At 74.4% G+C, this 16,242-nt stretch carries 14 protein-coding genes; 11 read left to right on the top strand and 3 right to left on the bottom strand.

Going from position 1 to position 16,242, the window contains the following annotated elements; genetic code table 11:
- From AB1578_07825 to AB1578_07815, 3 genes are all read right to left on the bottom strand, one after another.
- Positions 1 to 1,628: methyl-accepting chemotaxis protein (locus tag AB1578_07825; GenBank protein ID MEW6487808.1), on the bottom strand; the 1,628-nt coding region annotated here is incomplete at its 3' end.
- 14 nt (positions 1,629 to 1,642) lie between these two features.
- Positions 1,643 to 2,557, bottom strand: coding sequence for a hydrogenase small subunit (locus AB1578_07820; protein MEW6487807.1), 915 nt, complete (start codon positions 2,555 to 2,557; stop codon positions 1,643 to 1,645).
- 96 nt (positions 2,558 to 2,653) lie between these two features.
- Positions 2,654 to 4,156 (bottom strand): nickel-dependent hydrogenase large subunit, encoded by a 1,503-nt coding sequence (locus tag AB1578_07815; protein MEW6487806.1) that lies wholly within the window; start codon positions 4,154 to 4,156, stop codon positions 2,654 to 2,656.
- 380 nt (positions 4,157 to 4,536) lie between these two features.
- Between AB1578_07815 and mraZ the strand changes: the two genes are divergently transcribed.
- The 11 genes from mraZ to murG are packed head-to-tail and all read left to right on the top strand — an operon-like array spanning position 4,537 to position 16,183.
- On the top strand, positions 4,537 to 4,977 hold the full coding sequence (gene mraZ / locus AB1578_07810; GenBank protein MEW6487805.1) for a division/cell wall cluster transcriptional repressor MraZ: 441 nt from the start codon (positions 4,537 to 4,539) through the stop codon (positions 4,975 to 4,977).
- Positions 4,974 to 5,336, top strand: coding sequence for an STAS domain-containing protein (locus AB1578_07805; GenBank protein ID MEW6487804.1), 363 nt, complete (start codon positions 4,974 to 4,976; stop codon positions 5,334 to 5,336). The genes mraZ and AB1578_07805 overlap by 4 nt, the downstream gene beginning before the upstream one ends.
- Positions 5,333 to 6,298 carry a 16S rRNA (cytosine(1402)-N(4))-methyltransferase RsmH gene (rsmH, locus tag AB1578_07800; GenBank protein MEW6487803.1) on the top strand — a complete coding sequence of 322 codons (966 nt, stop codon included), beginning with the start codon at positions 5,333 to 5,335 and terminating at the stop codon, positions 6,296 to 6,298. The genes AB1578_07805 and rsmH overlap by 4 nt, the downstream gene beginning before the upstream one ends.
- A complete protein-coding gene (gene ftsL, locus AB1578_07795; protein ID MEW6487802.1) occupies positions 6,295 to 6,621 on the top strand; it encodes a cell division protein FtsL in 327 nt (108 codons plus the stop codon). Before rsmH ends, ftsL begins: the two co-directional genes overlap by 4 nt.
- Entirely contained in the window at positions 6,614 to 8,626 is a 2,013-nt protein-coding gene (locus AB1578_07790; GenBank protein MEW6487801.1) for a penicillin-binding protein, read from the top strand. Before ftsL ends, AB1578_07790 begins: the two co-directional genes overlap by 8 nt.
- A 57-nt stretch (positions 8,627 to 8,683) precedes the next feature.
- Positions 8,684 to 10,192, top strand: coding sequence for a UDP-N-acetylmuramoyl-L-alanyl-D-glutamate--2,6-diaminopimelate ligase (locus AB1578_07785; protein MEW6487800.1), 1,509 nt, complete (start codon positions 8,684 to 8,686; stop codon positions 10,190 to 10,192).
- A complete protein-coding gene (gene murF / locus AB1578_07780; protein ID MEW6487799.1) occupies positions 10,189 to 11,559 on the top strand; it encodes a UDP-N-acetylmuramoyl-tripeptide--D-alanyl-D-alanine ligase in 1,371 nt (456 codons plus the stop codon). The genes AB1578_07785 and murF overlap by 4 nt, the downstream gene beginning before the upstream one ends.
- Entirely contained in the window at positions 11,556 to 12,632 is a 1,077-nt protein-coding gene (gene mraY, locus AB1578_07775; GenBank protein MEW6487798.1) for a phospho-N-acetylmuramoyl-pentapeptide-transferase, read from the top strand. Before murF ends, mraY begins: the two co-directional genes overlap by 4 nt.
- 2 nt (positions 12,633 to 12,634) lie before the next feature.
- Positions 12,635 to 14,014: a UDP-N-acetylmuramoyl-L-alanine--D-glutamate ligase gene (murD, locus tag AB1578_07770; protein MEW6487797.1), complete on the top strand. Its 1,380-nt coding sequence runs from the start codon at positions 12,635 to 12,637 to the stop codon at positions 14,012 to 14,014.
- On the top strand, positions 14,007 to 15,110 hold the full coding sequence (gene ftsW, locus AB1578_07765; GenBank protein MEW6487796.1) for a putative lipid II flippase FtsW: 1,104 nt from the start codon (positions 14,007 to 14,009) through the stop codon (positions 15,108 to 15,110). Before murD ends, ftsW begins: the two co-directional genes overlap by 8 nt.
- Positions 15,107 to 16,183 (top strand): undecaprenyldiphospho-muramoylpentapeptide beta-N-acetylglucosaminyltransferase, encoded by a 1,077-nt coding sequence (gene murG / locus AB1578_07760; GenBank protein MEW6487795.1) that lies wholly within the window; start codon positions 15,107 to 15,109, stop codon positions 16,181 to 16,183. Before ftsW ends, murG begins: the two co-directional genes overlap by 4 nt.
- Positions 16,184 to 16,242 lie beyond the last annotated feature (59 nt).

The raw sequence follows: 16,242 nt of genomic DNA, 5'->3' as shown, positions 1-16,242 counted from the left end.
TCCTGGAGGCGCCGGGTCTCGCCGCCCAGGCGCTCGGCGGTGCTCCCGGTCTGCTCCACGCCCGAGACCACTTCCGAGCTCAAGCTGGCGATGGAGTCGAGGTTTTCGCTCACCTCGGAAACCGCCGCGCTCTGTTGCTCGGTAGCCGTGGCGATCTGGGCCACCATCTCCGAGTTCTTCGCGATCTTCTGCACGATTTCCCGCAGGGCCTGGCTGGCCTTCCGGGAGAGCTCCCCGCTGCGCTCCACCTCTTCGAGCCCCTGGTTCACGGAAGCGATCGCCTCGTCGGTCTCGGTCTGGATGGCCGCCACGGTGCTGCGCACCTGGCGAGTGGCCTGGGCGGTCTTCTCCGAGAGCTTGCGCACCTCGTCGGCCACCACGGCGAAGCCCCGGCCGTGCTCCCCGGCCCGGGCCGCCTCGATGGCGGCGTTGAGCGCCAGGAGGTTGGTCTGGTCGGCGATGTCGTCGATGACCTGCATGACCTCGCCGATGGCCTGGCTGCGCTCGCCGAGCTCCCGCACCTTGGCGGCGATGGCCTTGACCCGGGTCTGTACCTGCTCCATCCCGGCCATGCCCTCTTCGACCACCTTGCCCCCGGCTTCGGCGGTTTCCGAGGCGGAGCGGGCGGTATCGGCCGCCTCCTGGGCACCCCGGGACACCTGGAGCACCGTGGCGCTCATCTCCTCGGCGGAGGTGGCGGCGCTCTGGGTGCGGTCGTTTTGCTGGGTGGCCCGTTCCAGCATGGTGCGGCTGGCACCCAGGATCTCGTCGCTGCCCGCCGCCACCTGGCCGGCGGTCTGGAGCACCTGGGCCACGAGCCCCTGGAGGTTGCCCACGAAGTCGTTGAAGGCCCGGGCCACGTCCCCGAGCTCGTCCCGGGCCTCGGCGGGAAGCCGCGAGGTGAGGTCGGCCTCGCCGGTAGCCATCTCCCGCATGCGGCCGATGAGGCGGTTGAGGGGGCGGCACACCTGGGCGCCCGTCAGGAGGTACACCCCCAGGGAGGCGATGAACAGGCCCCCCAGGCCCGTGGCCACCCCGGTCGTCACCCCCCGGCGGTGCCCCGCGGCGAGCCGCTCGGCCCCGGCAACCTCGGCCTCCCGCAGGCCGGCCAGGCTGTAACGCACGTAGAGCACGCCGGAGAGATCGCCCACCTTGGCCCGGTCGTGGCAGCGCAGGCAGTCCGGCTCCATGTAGTGGGCGCGCACCAGGATGAGGGAGTCGCCCACGTCGAGCTCGAGTACGTCCTTGGTCCCGGTGGCCCCTCGAAACGCCTTGGGATCCACCGGCTTCTTGAGGGTTTCGGGCCGGCTCGAGTACACGATGACGCCCGCGGGGTCCGACAGGCCGATCTCCAGGACTCCCCGGATCTGCCCCAGGTCCGCGAGGAGGTCCTCGAACACGTCCATCTCGCCGCGCTCCAGGGAGCCCTTGGTCCCGGTTTCCAGGCTGGCGAAGACGTTGCGGGCCTGGTCGTGGGCAGAGGCCTCCAGGGCGGCGTGGGCCGCGGCCTCGGACTCCTTCAGGAGCCGGCTCGACTGGGCGGTGGCGATCCAGGTGCTCGCGCCGAAGGCCAGGGCGAGAACCAGGATCAGGAAGCCGCTGACCTTGGTTTGAATGCCGATGCGCACGGTACACCTCCTGGTCAGGCGGGGACGCCCCCTTCGTTGAGCCGATAGAACGCGTACGCCGGATCCCGAGCGAAGTCGGGCCGAGCGCACCCCACGCAGGGCGCGCGCGCGCGCACGCACCAGTTGACGCCGCCGTTCCACCCCCGGTGGGAGCAGTCGGCGTGGGTGATGACCCCCTGGCAGCCGAGCTTGAACTGGCAGCCCGGGCCCCCCAGGGCGGTGGCAAACTCCTGGCGCCCGTACTCTGCAAAGTGGGGGCACTGGTCGTGGAGGAGCTGGCCGTAGGTCCGAACCGGCCGGAGGTGCTCGTCGAGGGCGGGCATCCCCACCCGCAGCAGGTGAACCACGTTACCGACCATCCACGCGGGGTGGGGCGGGCACCCGGGCAGATGGACCAGGGGCACCGTGATCCCGGCCTTGGCCAGGGCCTGGGCCGTGGGGGCGGCCCCGGTGCGGTTGGGGGGTGCGGCGGGGATGCCACCGAAGCAGGCGCAGGTGCCCACCGAGAGGACGGCCTTCGCCCGCCGGGCCGCCCGCTCGAGGAGGCGCCCGTAAGGCTCGTGGCCCACGAGGCACGCCTCCGGCACGGCCAGGGGAACCGATCCCTCGGTCACGAGGAGGTAGCCTCCCGCCTCGATGGCGCGCTCCAGGGCCTCCCGGGCGGCATCCCCCGTGGCGGCGGAGAGGGTCTGGTGGAAGTACAGGGAGAGGTACCGGGTGAGGAGCTCCGCCGGTCCCGGGCGCTCGCTGTTCAGGAGGCTCACCGAGCACCCCGAGCACGACTGCCCCTGGAGCCACAGCACCGGCGCCCGGCCAGCCGCGAGCTCCTCCAGAGCCTGGGCAAACTGGGGGCGCAGCGCCGGCCCGAGCCCCAGCCCGGCCAGGAGCAGCCCCGCGTCCTTGAGAAAGGTTCGACGGTCCATGGCCATGTGAATCCTCGGTTCAAGGTTCGGGGATCAGGGACCGGGGTTCGGGGCTCCGACCTACGAAACCAGCCCCTCGCCCCTGCTCCCCGACCCCTGCTCTCAATGCACCGCGCAGGCGATGCAGGGGTCGAAGGAGCGCACCACCCGCGCTACCTCCAGCCCCTTGTGGTCCGGATCGACGGCCAGCCCCAGGAGGGCCGCCTCCACCGGCCCGGGGTCTCCCCCATCCCCCCGGGGGGAGAAGTTCCAGGTGCTCGGGACTACGCACTGGTAGCGGGCGATCTTTTGGCCGCGCACCTCGATCCAGTGACCCAGCGCGCCCCGGGGGGCTTCCGTGAGTCCTTCCCCGCGCCCCTCCGGCCGCGCCGTGTAGGGAGCCACCGAGGGCTCGCCCGGCTGCAGGGCATCCAGCCAGGACTCCATCTGCCGGGCCAGGAGCACGGCTTCCGCCGCCCGGGCGGCATGCCGGCCCAGGGCGCTGTCCAGGGCGGCGGGCTCCATCCGAGCCTCGGCAAGCAGGTGGGACAGGGCCTCCCGCACGGGCTGGGCGCCCGTGGCCGCGGCCACCTGGAGCCGGGCCAGGGGCCCCACTTCGTAGGAGACGCCCCCGTAGCGCGGCGCCTGGAGCCAGGAGTAGGCGCCGGCCTTGGAGGCCTCCGGCCGGATCTCCCCCTCCCGGGGGTGCAGGGGCTTTCGGGATGCATACCGGCTCGAGCCCACCTCCTCGGCGATGCGGCCGGTATCGAGTGGGGCGTAGACCCCGCCCGACACCGTGCCCGCCGGAAGCCACGGTTTCCCCGTGCCCTCCTCGAAGGCGCCGAAGGAGAGGTAGCGCCCCGCTGCGCGTCCCGCCGTTGCGTAGGCGGGGAAGCGCCGGGCCACCTCGATCACGTCGGTCAGGTAGGTGTTCTCCACGAAGCGCCGCACCTGGCGCAGGCGCGCGCGGAAGTGCTCCACCGCCTCGGCGTCCACCCCCGTCGTCACTCCCCCGGGAACCAGGGACGCCGTGTGGGGAAGCTTCCCTCCGAAGATCGCCGCCATCCGGTGGGCCTCGGTACGCACCTCCAGGGCCTCCAGGTAGTGGGCGAGGGCGCCGGCACTCCATCGGGGGTCTTCCCCATAGTTGCCCGGCAGACGGGGGAGGAAGGGCGCGGCGGGGAGCACGCGGTTGGAGCGCACCTCCCCCTCTACCCAGGCCCGCAGTTCCCGCAAGCCCGGGTCCGGACCGCCGTAGGACAGAACGGCCTCCACGTCCACGAAGTCCAGGGCCGAGAGCTGGTAGAAGTGGAGCACGTGGCTCTGGAGGTAGTTGGCCCCCAGCACCAGGCTGCGCAGGAGGCGTCCGTTGGGGGGCGCCGCGAGACCCAACGCGCCCTCCAGGGCGCGGCAGGAGGCGATGGCGTGGCTCACGGGGCAAACCCCGCAGATACGCTGGGTGATGACTGGGGCGTCCAGGGGGTCTCGCCCCGCCAGCAGGTCCTCGAAGCCCCGAAACATCTCCCCGCGGCTCCAGGCCTCCACCACCCGCCCGTCTTCCACCCTCGTGTCGATGCGCAGGTGGCCCTCGATGCGGGTGACGGGATCCAGAACCACGAGAGCCATGTGCTTCCTCCTGTCGCTCGTCCGTCGGTCGTCCCCCTTCGAGCCGCGCGCGTGCGGGCCGCTTCGGCGGCCCGGACACCTGTTTCCGCCGCCCCTCTTATCGGCGGGCTCCTCGTTCCCCTTTACGAACATTGTGAGAAATTTTTCGAGCCAAGCCCCCAGGTCGACGGGGCGTCTGGCACACAAGTTGCTTCCCCCCTTTTGCGGTTCCTCCGGCCCCCGCGCCTGCCCTCTCTCCCACTTCCCGACACCTGGAAGAACTCCCGCTGGAAGGCTTGTTTTTCCCGCGAACCCTTGACACCCCCGGGGCCGGTTTGTATAGTGCGCCCACATTGTGGGGCAAAGTGGGGTGAAGTGGGCCGTCGGGCCAGGGAGCAGGGATGTTCCGCGGGTGCTACGAGCACACCATCGACGACAAGGGCCGCCTGAGCATCCCGGCCAAGCTGCGCGAGGCGCTCGAGGCGTCCTTTTCGGCCCCCCTCTTCCTGACCCGCAAGGACGACTGCCTGGTGGCCTACCCCTCGGACGAGTGGCGGGCACTGGAGGCGAAGATCTCCGGCCTGCCCTCTTTCGACCCCAAGGTGGTGGCGTTTCGGCGCTTCTTCCTGGCGCCGGCCCAGGAATGCCCCCTGGACAAGGCCGGCCGCATCCTCGTGCCCCCCACGCTTCGCGCGTACGCTGCCCTGGAGCGGGACGTGGTGCTCGCGGGCATGGGAAACCACCTGGAGGTCTGGTCCAGGGAACGCCACGAGGCCGCCATGCAGGCCGCCCAGGCGGACTTCCCTGCCCTGGCCCAGGCCATGGGAGCCCTGGGCCTGTGAGCGCGCCCGGGAACGCCCCCGCGACCTTGGTTCGGGGAAGCCGCCGGGGGGTCGAGGTCGTGCGCCTGGGGGCAGACGTGGGCCGGGAGCAGGGAGAAGCCCTCTCCCGGGAGCTCGCGGCGGCGTTGCGGGCCTGCCCTGGGGAGGTGCTCCTGGACCTGCGGGCCACCCGCCACATCCACTACCGGGTGGCGGCGGTGGTGGCGGAGCTCTCCCGGAGCGCCCGGGGCGGGCGCCGGCTGGGGCTGGTAGGGCCGTCGCCCTACGTGCGCCAGATCCTGCGGCTCGCGGGGGCCCTGGAGGACGACCTCCGAGAGTACCGGAGCGTTCGGGAGGCGGTGGGGGCCCGCGCGGCGTGAAACCCCCCTACCACGTGCCGGTGCTCCTGGACGCCGTGCTGGAGGTGTTGCCCACGTTGCCCGACGGCGTGTACGTGGACGGCACCCTGGGGGGCGGCGGCCACGCCCGGCACATCGCCGAGCGCCTGGGGCCGGGAGGTCTCCTCTTGGGGGTCGACCGGGACCCCGAGGCCCTGGCAGCCGCCGCGCCCCTGGCCGCGGACTTCCCCGGCCGCGTGCGGCTGGTCCACGGGAGCTTCGGCGACCTGGGGGTTATCCTCGCGGCCCAGGGGCTGGGTTGCGTGGACGGCATTCTCCTGGACCTGGGGGTCTCCTCGCGGCAGCTCGACGAGGCGGGACGGGGCTTCAGCTTCCTGCGGGACGGGCCCCTGGACATGCGCATGGACCCCCGGTCCGGGGTGCCCGCCGCCGAGCTCGTGAACGCGCTCTCGGAAGAAGAGCTGGCCCGCCTCTTCCGGGAGTACGGGGAAGAGCCCCGGGCCTCCCGGGTGGCCCGGGCACTGGTGCGGGCCCGGGGGCGCCGGCCCCTGAAAACCACGGGGGAGCTCGCCCGGGCCGTAGAAGAAGCCCTGGGCCGTCGCGGCGGAAAGCACCCGGCCACCCGGGTCTTCCAGGCCCTGCGGCTCGCGGTGAACGCCGAGCTCCTGGCCTTGGAGCGGTTCCTGGAGGCCCTGCCGGACCTCCTCTCCCCCGGGGGCAGGGTGGCGGTGATCGCCTACCACTCCCTGGAGGACCGCCGGGTCAAGCAGGCCCTGCGAGGCTACGCGCCCCAGTGCCGGTGCCCGGCCGAGGCTCTCCGGTGCACCTGCGGCAGCCCGGGGCTCCTGCGGCCCCTGGGCCGCAAGGCCGTCAAGCCCGGCCGGGACGAGATCGAAGCCAATCCCCGGGCGCGTAGCGCCCGGCTCCGGGCCGCCGAGCGGCTGCCGGATCCCGACCGCCCCCGTCGAGGAGGAACGCCATGAGTGTCACCAAGCCCGCACGCGCCCTGGCGCTTCCGGCCCTGCCCTGGATCCTCCCAAGCGCGGGGCGCTGGGGGGTTCGGGTCCTGGCCTTCGCCCTGTGCCTGGCCGCGGCGCTGCTCCTGACCGCCACGCGGCTCGAGATCACCCGGCTCCACTACGACCTCAGCGAGCTTTACGGACACAAGGAGAACCTGGGAGCGGAGGTGGCGCGCCTCAAGGTGGAAGCGGCCACCCTCTCGAGCGCCAAGCGCATCGAGGAGCTGGCGAGGAAGCAGGGCCTGGCATACCCGGACCGGTCGAGCGTCGTCGTCCTCGATGAGTAGCGGGAGGCGCGAGGGCCGAGGGGAACGGGCCGCCCGCTGGCGCATCGCCGCCGTGGGCGGCTGCGTGCTCTCCCTGTTTGCCGTCGCCGCCGCCCGGGCCGTCCACCTCCAGGTCGTGCGGGCCCCCGAGCTCCTGGCCCGGGCGGAGGACCAGCGCCGGCAGCGCCTGGAGCTCGTGCCTCCCCGGGGCACCCTGTTCGACCGCAACGGCAGGGAGCTCGCCAAGAGCGTCCCCGGGTCGAGCGTCTTCGCCGACCCCTCGTGTCTGCTCGGCGCCCCCGAGGACCTGGCCCGCCTGTGCCGGGCCCTGGGACTCGAACCCCGGGAGGCCCGTCGGGCCCTGGAGCGGGGCGGCGCCCGCTTCGCGTGGGTGAAGCGGCGCATCACCCCCCGGGAAGAGGAAGCCGTGCGGGCCCTGGGCATTGCGGGGGTGGGCATCGCCCCCGAGCCCCTGCGCACCTATCCCAAGAAGAGCCTCGCGGGCCAGGTGCTGGGCTTCGTGGGCGTGGACGGCCGGGGGTTGGGGGGGCTCGAATCGCACTTCGACGGGCTCCTGCGGGGCAAGCCCCGTACCGTCCAGGCCGAGCGCGACGCCAAGGGGGTCCTGCTCCTGCCCGCCGCCCCCGACACCACCGAGGGCGGCGGCCGCAGCCTGGTGCTCACCCTGGACGAGACGGTCCAGCACATCGTGGAGGAGGAGCTCCTGCGGGCCGTGGAGCAGAGCCGGGCCCGGGGCGGGGTCGCCGTGGCGATGGACCCGTCCACCGGAGAGATCCTGGCCCTGGCCCAGGTACCCCTCTTCAACCCCAACGCGGTGGCCGAGAGCCGCCCGGAAGACCGCAAGATCTCGGCGGTCGTGGACGTGTACGAGCCGGGGAGCACGCTCAAGGCGCCGTTCCTGGGCATCCTGTTCGACCAGGGGCTCGCCCGGCCCTCGGACGCGGTCTTCTGCGAGAACGGCAAGTGGAGCGTGCACGGGCGCACCATCGGCGACACCCAGCCCCACGGGTGGCTCACGGTGGCCGACGTGCTCAAGGTTTCGAGCAACATCGGAGTGGCCAAGCTCTCGGAAAAGCTCACGCCCCACGCCCTGCACGAGGCGCTGGGCCGCTTCGGGCTCGGGGCGCCCACCCGCGTGGAGCTGGGGGGGGAGTCGGGGGGCATCCTGCCGGCGCCCTCCGGGTGGTCGAAGATCACCCCCAAGACCATCGCCTACGGCCAGGGGATCTCGGCCACCGCGGTCCAGGTGACCTCGGCCTTTGCGGCGCTGGCCAACGAAGGCGTGCGGATGCGCCCGCGCTTGGTGCGGGCCGTGCTGGACGAGACGGGGCGCGAGGCCGAACGGCTCCAGCCCGAGGCCGCGGGCCGGGCCCTGGGCTCCGCCGCCGCCGCCACTTTGGTGGGCCTCCTGGAGCGCACCGTGGTGGCCGAGGGCGGCACCGGCGCCAATGCGGCCGTCCCCGGCTACACCGTAGCCGGAAAGACCGGCACCTCCTGGAAGCCGGACCTGGTCCGGGGGGGATACCTGCGGGACAAGGTGGTGGCGAGCTTTGCCGGGTTCGTCCCCTCCCGGGCTCCCCGGCTCGTCCTCCTGGTGGCGGTGGACGAGCCGAGCCAGGGTTCCCGCTACGGCGGCATGGTGGCGGCCCCTGCGTTCGCCCAGATGGCCCGCCGCATCCTGGGGTACCTCCAGGTGCCCCCGGAAGAGGCTCCCGAACCGGGGGCGCGCGCCGTGGCCCGGAGCAGCCCGCCGGTTCCCCGGCCCGGAACGGACGCGGCGGGGAGAACCCCGGGGCCCCACCGCCCCGAGGGGTCAGCCCCAGGGCTCATGCCCGACGTGCACGGCCTCACCATGCGGGAGGTGCTGCGCCGGCTGGAGGCGGCGGGGGTCGGGCTGCGCCTGAGCCTGCTGGGCTCGGGGGTGGCGGCCACCCAGGAGCCCACCCCCGGCACGCCCCTGGATGGGGGGCAGGCCTGCCGCATCGTTTTCAGGCCCCTGCTGTAGGGGCCGCTTCCCCCCGCCCCTGGCCCCGGTGGCCCGGCCCGGAGGAGTCCGGCGAAGATGCGCCTCTCCCAGCTCCTGAACGGCCTCGCGTCCGAGCGCCTGGACCCCGGCGACCCGGAGATCACGGCGGTGGGGTGCGACTCCCGGGCGGTGATTCCGGGCAGCCTCTTCGCGGCCGTGCGGGGGGTGCGGGCCGACGGCCACGACCACCTGGAGGCGGCGGCTCGGGCGGGGGCGGCGGCGTGCCTGCTCCGGGAGCCGCGCCCCGGCTTCGGAATGGTACGGGTGCGGGTGGCGGATCCGGAGGCGGCCCTGGGGCGCGCCGCGTCGGCCTTCCACGGCCACCCCTCCCGGACCCTGCGGGTGGTGGGGATCACGGGCACCAACGGGAAGACCACCACCGCCTACCTGGTGCAGCACCTCCTGGAAGACGCGGGGGTGCGGGCGGGGCGCCTGGGCACGGTCTCCTACGCCTTTCCCCGAGGGGAGGAGCCCGCGCCGCTCACCACCCCGGACGCCCCGGCCCTTCAGGCGGCCCTGGCGCGCATGCGCGACGAGGGAGCCGGCGCCGTGGTGATGGAGGTGAGCTCCCACGCCCTGGCGCGCCAGCGGGTGGAGGGATGCGCGTTTGCCTGCGGGGTCTTCACCAACCTGAGCCAGGATCACCTGGACTACCACGGGACCATGGACGCCTACTTCGAGGCCAAGCGCTCCTTCTTCACCCGGTACGCCCCCGAGGCGCCCGCGGTGGTGAACGCCGAGGACCCCTGGGGCGCGCAGCTGGCCGCGGAGCTGGGTGCCCGCGCCGTGACCTACGGTCTGGAGACGGGAGACGTGCGCCTGGCGGTGGAGGAGCTCGGGCCCCGGGGGCTCAAGGGCACGGTGCTCTATCCGGGCGGCCGGGCCCCGGTGCGCACGCCGCTCGCGGGCGCCTTCAACGCCCGAAACGCCGCCTGCGCCCTGGCCACGGCCCACGCCCTGGGCCTGGCGCTGCCCCGGGCGGCGCGGGCCCTGGAGCGCGCGCCCCGGGTGCCGGGGCGCCTCGAGCCCGTGGAAGCGTCGCCCGGACAGGAGGTCTTCGTCTTCGTGGACTACGCCCACACCCCCGATGCCCTGGAGCGGGTGCTGGAAGCCGTGCGCGGCGCGGGCCCCCGGCGCCTCCTGTGCGTCTTCGGGTGCGGCGGGGACCGGGACCGGGCCAAGCGGCCCCTCATGGCCGCCGCCGCCGCCCGGGGCAGCGACGCCCTGGTGCTCACGGCCGACAACTCCCGCTCCGAGAGCACCGGGGCCATCCTCGACGCCATCGAGGCCGGGCTCCCCGCCGGGTGGAAGCGGGTGGAGCGCTGGGAGGCCCTGGCCCGGGGCAGCGGGGGCTACGCCCGGGTGCCGGACCGGGCCGAGGCCATCCGGTGGGCCGTCCGGGCCGCCGGCCCCGGCGACGCCGTGCTGATTGCCGGCAAGGGCCACGAGACCACCCAGACCATGGGGGACCGGGTGCTCCCCTTCGACGACCGGGCCGAGGCCCGCGCAGCCCTGGCCGCCCGAGCGGCGGGAGGCACGCCGTGACCTTTCGCCTCGACGAAGTGGCCCGGGCCGTGGAGGGGACCGCCCAGGGGCCGGCGGACCTCGTCTTCGAGGCGGTCTCCACCGACTCGCGCACCCTGACCCCGGGCGCCCTCTTCGTGGCCCTGGCGGGGCCCCGCCACGACGGCCACGACCACCTGGCCCAGGCCGTGGAGCGGGGCGCAGCGGGCGTGGTCCTGCACCGGGGCGAGGCCCCGGCGGGGACCGCCTGCGTGCGGGTGGACGACACCCTCCTGGCCCTGGGGCGGCTGGGCCGCCACGTGCGCCGCAGGCTCGGCCTCAAGGTGCTCGCCGTGACCGGGAGCGTGGGCAAGACCACCACCAAGGAGCTCGCCGCCGCCCTCCTCAAGGAGGCCGGCCGCCGCACCCTCCAGACTCCGGGCAACTGGAACAACCGGGTGGGGCTGCCGCTCACCCTGCTCTCCGCGCGGGGGGACGAGGAGGCGGCCGTCCTGGAGCTCGGCATCAGCGAGCCCGGGGAGATGGCCCACCTGACCGCCATCTGCGAGCCCGACGCCGCCATCGTCACGGCCGTGGCCGAGTGCCACGCCGAGGGTCTGGGGAGCCTCGCGGACATCGCCCGGGAGAAGCTCGCGATCGCCCGGGGCCTCAAGGCCGGCGGCACCCTCGTGCTGCCCCACGGCGACCCGCTCCTGACCCCGCCTGCGCTCCCGGGCCTGCGCACCCTGACCTTCGGGTGGGACGAGGGCGCGGACGTGCGCGGCACCGAGCCGTCGCTCCTTCCCCCGGCCGGCACCCGCTTCCGGGTCGAGGGCCGGGAGTTTCGCCTGGCCCTGCCGGGCCGGCACAACGCCGCCAACGCCCTGGCGGCCCTGGCGGGGGCCCGGGCCCTGGGGGTGGACTGGAGCGGCGCGCCCGAAGCCCTGGCGGCAGTACGCCCCACTCCGCTCCGGGGCGAGGTCCGGGAAACCCCCGGGGGCGTGCACCTCCTGGTGGACTGCTACAACGCCAATCCCCGGGCCGTGGAGGCCGCCCTGGCGACCCTGGGGGAGCTGGCGGGGAGCTCCCGCAAGCTCGCCGTCCTCGGGGAGATGCGGGAGCTCGGCCCCCTGGCCCGGGAGGGCCACGCCCGGGCCGGGCGGGCGGCCGCCGCCCTTCCCGTGGCGGAGCTCCACCTGCTGGGCCCGGCCACCGCCTGGGCCCGGGACGCCGCGGCGGCGGCGGGGCTCCCCCCGGAACGGATCTGGCTCTACGACGACCGCGACGCCGTGGCAGCCTCCCTCTCGCGCCGGCTCCGGCCCGGGGACTGGGTGCTCGTGAAGGGCAGCCGCGCACTGGGGCTCGAGGCGGTGGCAGACGCCCTGACCGGCTGGGAGGGAAGACCGTGATCTACCGGCTGCTCTATGCGTTCCAGGAAACCTACGGGGCGCTCAACGTCTTTCGCTACATCACCTTTCGCACCGTGGTGGGGATGCTGACCGCGCTCGTGCTCGCCCTGCTCCTCGGTCCCCGGGTGATCCGGGTGCTCCGCAGGCTCAAGGTGGGGCAGTCCGTGCGGGACGACGGCCCCCGGTCGCACCTGGCCAAGCAGGGCACGCCCACCATGGGCGGCATCCTGATCCTCCTCTCCCTGGGGGTCGCCACCCTGGCCTGGGCCGACCCCGCCACGCCGGCGGTCTGGATCGTGCTCGGCGTCACCCTGGGCTTCGGCGCCGTGGGGTTCGCCGACGATTACCTGAAAGTGGCCCGCAAGAACCCCAAGGGGGTCTCGGCCCGGGTCAAGTTCTGGTCCCTGGTGGCCATCGCCACGGCCGGGTGCACCGCCCTGTGGCTCCTGCCGGGCTTCGACACCCGGCTGGCGGTTCCCTTCTTCAAGGACCTGCGCCCCGACCTCGGCTGGCTCTACCTGCCCTTTGCCGTCTTCGTGGTGGTGGGCACGGGCAACGCGGTCAACCTCACCGACGGGCTCGACGGGCTCGCCATCGGCCCGGTCATCACGGCGAGCCTGACCTTTGTCATCTTCTCGTACTCTGCCGGCCATGCCCGGATCGCCGAGTACCTCCAGATCCCCTTCGTCTCCGGCGCCGGGGAACTCGCCGTCTTCTGCGCGGCCGTGGCCGGGGCGGCCCTGGGCTTCCTCTGGTACAACGCCTACCCCGCCCAGGTGTTCATGGGCGACGTGGGGGCCCTGGCCCTGGGAGGCGCCCTGGGCATGGTGGCCGTCGTGACCAAGTTCGAGATCGTGCTGGCGCTGGTGGGGGGGGTCTTCGTGCTGGAGACCGCGAGCGTCATGCTCCAGGTGGCCTCCTACAAGATCCGCCGCAAGCGCATCTTCCGCATGGCGCCCATTCACCACCACTTCGAGCTCAAGGGCTGGGCCGAGCCCAAGATCATCGTGCGCTTCTGGATCCTCTCCATCATCCTGGCTCTTCTCGCCCTCTCTACCCTCAAGCTGAGGTGACGATGGAGCTCGCGGGCCGCAGGGCCGTGGTGCTGGGAGCGGGGGTGAGCGGGCGGGCTGCGGCGCGCCTGCTCCGGGCCCGGGCCGCGTGGGTGGACCTCCACGACGACGCCCCCGCGACGCGCCTGCCCCCCGAGGCCGTCGGCCTGGAGGCCCTGGGGGTCCGGCTCCTGGCCGGGGGGCCCGAGCTCGACCCGGGCCGCTACGACCTGGCGGTGGTGAGCCCCGGGATCTCGGCCCAGGCGCCCCGGGTGCGCGCCCTGGCCGAGGCCGGGGTGGAGGTGACCGGGGAGCTGGAGCTCGCGTCGCGGTTCCTCTCGGCTCCCCTGCTCGCGGTGACCGGGACCAACGGCAAGACCACCGTGACCGAGCTCCTGGGGGAGGTGCTGCGGGGGGGTAACGGGCGGGTCTTCACGGGAGGCAACCTGGGCACGCCGCTCGCCGAGGCCGTGGGCCGGGAGTGGGACTTCCTGGCGGTGGAGGTCTCGAGCTTCCAGCTCGAGACCATCCGCACCTTCCGCCCCCGGGTGGCCGTGCTCCTCAACGTCACCGACGACCACTTCGACCGCCACGCCGGCCCGGCCGACTACGCCCGGGCCAAGGGGCGCATCTTCGAGAACCAGGGCGCCGGGGACGCGGCGGTAGTCAACCGGGAGGACCCCGTGGCCTGGGAGGTGGGGCGCCGCGCCCGCTCGGCGGTGCTCCCCTACTCCACCGAGCGGGTCCTGCCCGTGGGGGCGTGGCTCGAAGGGGACGATGCGGTGTTCCTCCTGCCGGGGCGCGACGGGGTGCGGGTGCCCGCCGGCCGCCTGCGGCTCCCCGGCCGGTTCAACCTGGGCAACGCGCTGGCGGCCTGCCTGGCGGCGGCCTGGGTGGGGGCCGACCCTGGGGCGGCCTGGGCCGCGGCCCGGGAGTTCCGACCCCGGCCCCACCGCCTGGAGCTGTTTCTCGAGTCGGGGGGCGTGCGCTTCGTGGACGACTCCAAGGCCACCAACGTGGGTGCGGCGGTGGCAGCCCTGGAGAGCGTGGACCCGCCCGTGGTGTGGGTGGCCGGGGGGGTCGACAAGGGGGGCGACTACGGGCCCCTGGCGGGCCCCCTGGGGCGGGTGGTCCGGGAAGGGATCCTGGTGGGGGCCGCGGCGCCCCGCATGGCGGCGGCCCTGGCCGGGGCCGCGCCCCTGCGCACCGCCCGGGACTGGCCCGAGGCCGTCGGCCTCGCGGTGGCCGCCGCCCGGCCCGGGGACACGGTGCTCCTGGCCCCCGCGTGTTCGAGCTTCGACTTCTTTCGGAGCTACGCCGAGCGGGGCGACGTCTTCCAGCGCTTGTGCCGGGAAGAGACCGCGCGGCGGGGGACCCCGGGCGGAGGGACCCACCATGGATGAGGCCCGCCGCACCGACTGGATCGTCCTGGGGACCGCGCTCCTGCTCACCGGCGTGGGGCTCGTGCTCGTCTACTCCACCTCGTCTCCCCTGGCTTTCGGCCGGGAAGGGGCGGACCCGGCGTCCTACCTCAAGCGGTCGCTCGCCTACGCGGCCGTGGGCGTGACCGGCGCCCTCGTGGCCGCCCGCATCCCGGCGCCGTGGCTGCGCCGGCTCGCCTATCCGGCCCTGGGGCTCGCCACGGTGCTCCTGGTGCTCCCCTGGGTGCCCCCCGTGGGACAGGCCATCAACGGCGCCCACCGGTGGGTGCGCCTGGGCCCCCTGGGCTTCCAGCCCTCCGAGCTGGCGAAGCTCGCCCTGGTCCTCTTCCTGGCCCACAGCCTGGCCAAGCGGGGGGAACGGGTGCGCTCCTTCGGCTACGGGTACCTGCCCCACGTGGTGCTCCCGGCGGTTCCCATCGGGCTGGTGCTCATCGGGCCCGACCTGGGCACGGCGGTGCTCCTGGCCGCCGTGGTCGCGGTGACGGCGTTCGCAGGGGGCGTGCGGCTGCGTCACCTGGCGGCGGGGCTCCTCCCGGTGCTGCCGCTGGTGGCGTACCTCTTGTGGTTCGTCCCCTTTCGGCGGGACCGGATCCTGGCCTTCCTCGACCCCTGGAGTCACGCCCAAGGGGCGGGGTTCCAGCTCGTCCAGAGCCTGCTCGCCTTCGGGGCGGGGGGGGTGTGGGGGGTCGGGCTGGGCGCCGGGCGACAGAAGCTCCACTACCTCCCCGAGGCCCACACGGACTTCATCCTGAGCGTGTGGGCCGAGGAGAGGGGGCTGGTGGGGGTGGCCCTGGTGCTCGCCCTGGTGGCCGTGCTGGTCTGGAGGGGCTACGTCATCGCGTGGCGGCAGGAAGACCCCTTCCGGCGCCACCTGGCCACCGGCATCAGCACCTGGCTCGGGCTCCAGGCGGCCCTTAATGCCCTGGTGGTGACCGGGTGTCTGCCCACCAAGGGCCTGCCCTTTCCCTTCCTCTCCTACGGGGGCACGGGCCTGGTGGTGTGCCTGACGGCCGCGGGGCTCCTGGCCGGGCTCGCCCGGCGGGAGGCGCCGGCGTGAGGCTCCTCATCGCCGGCGGCGGCACGGGCGGCCACCTCTTCCCCGGGGTGGCGGTGGCCGAGGAGCTCCTGGCCCGGGGCCCGGAGCACGCGGTGCTCTTCGCGGGCACGGCCCGCGGCCTGGAGGCCCGGGTGCTGCCCCCCCTGGGGCTGCCCTTCGCCACGGTTCGGGCCGCGGGGCTCGTGGGGGCGGGCCTGGGCAAGGTCTTTCGGGCCCTGGGCCTCCTGGCCCTGGGCCTGGGGGACGCGGCGCAGATCCTGCGCCGGTTCCGGCCCACGGCCTGTCTCGGGGTGGGGGGCTACGTGAGCTTCCCCGTGGTGGCCCTGGCCCGGCTCCGGGGCGTGCCCACGGCGGTGCAGGAGCAAAACGCCTGGCCGGGGGTGGCCAACCGGACACTGGCCCGGGTGGTGCGCCGGGTCTACGCGGGCGACCCGGCGGCCGCGCGCCACCTGCCCCGGGCCAAGACCCGGGTCACCGGAAACCCCCTGCGCCGCAGCGTGGCGACGCCCCTGCCCTACGCCCCTCCAGCGGCCGGGGAGCCGGCCCGGCTGCTGATCCTGGGGGGAAGCCAGGGTGCCCGGTTCCTCAACGAGGTCGTCCCGGCCGCCCTGGCCACCCTGGGCCTCCCGGCGGCGGTCTGGCACCAGGCGGGGCGGGGCAGGGCCGAGGGTGCCGCCCGAGCCTACGGCGAGCGCGAAGGGGTGCGGGTGGTGGAGTTCATCGACGACATGGCCGCAGCCTACGGCTGGGCCCAGCTCGTGATCGCCCGGGCGGGGGCCCTCACCGTGGCAGAGCTCGCGTCCGCCGGCCGCCCCGCGGTGCTCGTGCCCTTCCCCCACGCCGCGGGAGGCCACCAGGAGGCCAACGCCCGGGCGGCCGAGGCCCGGGGCGCCGCGATCACCGTTCTGGAGGCGGGTCTGGCGCCCGAGGCCCTCGCCGGGCGCCTGCGCGGCCTCCTCGGCGGCCCGGCCACGCTCGCCGCCATGGCCGCCGCCGCCGCCGCCAGCGCGCGCCGCGATGCCGCACGCGAGATCGTGGATGATTTGCTGGAGATGGAACGGGGTGAGGGGTGAAGCGTGAAACGTGAGAGGTGACGGGTGATCGGTCGGATCGGTCCGATCGGTCCAATCGG

It is taken from the genome of Thermodesulfobacteriota bacterium (genome assembly GCA_040756475.1).
Taxonomy (GTDB): domain Bacteria; phylum Desulfobacterota; class Deferrisomatia; order Deferrisomatales; family JACRMM01; genus JBFLZB01.
This window is presented reverse-complemented; position numbering and strand designations above follow the sequence as displayed.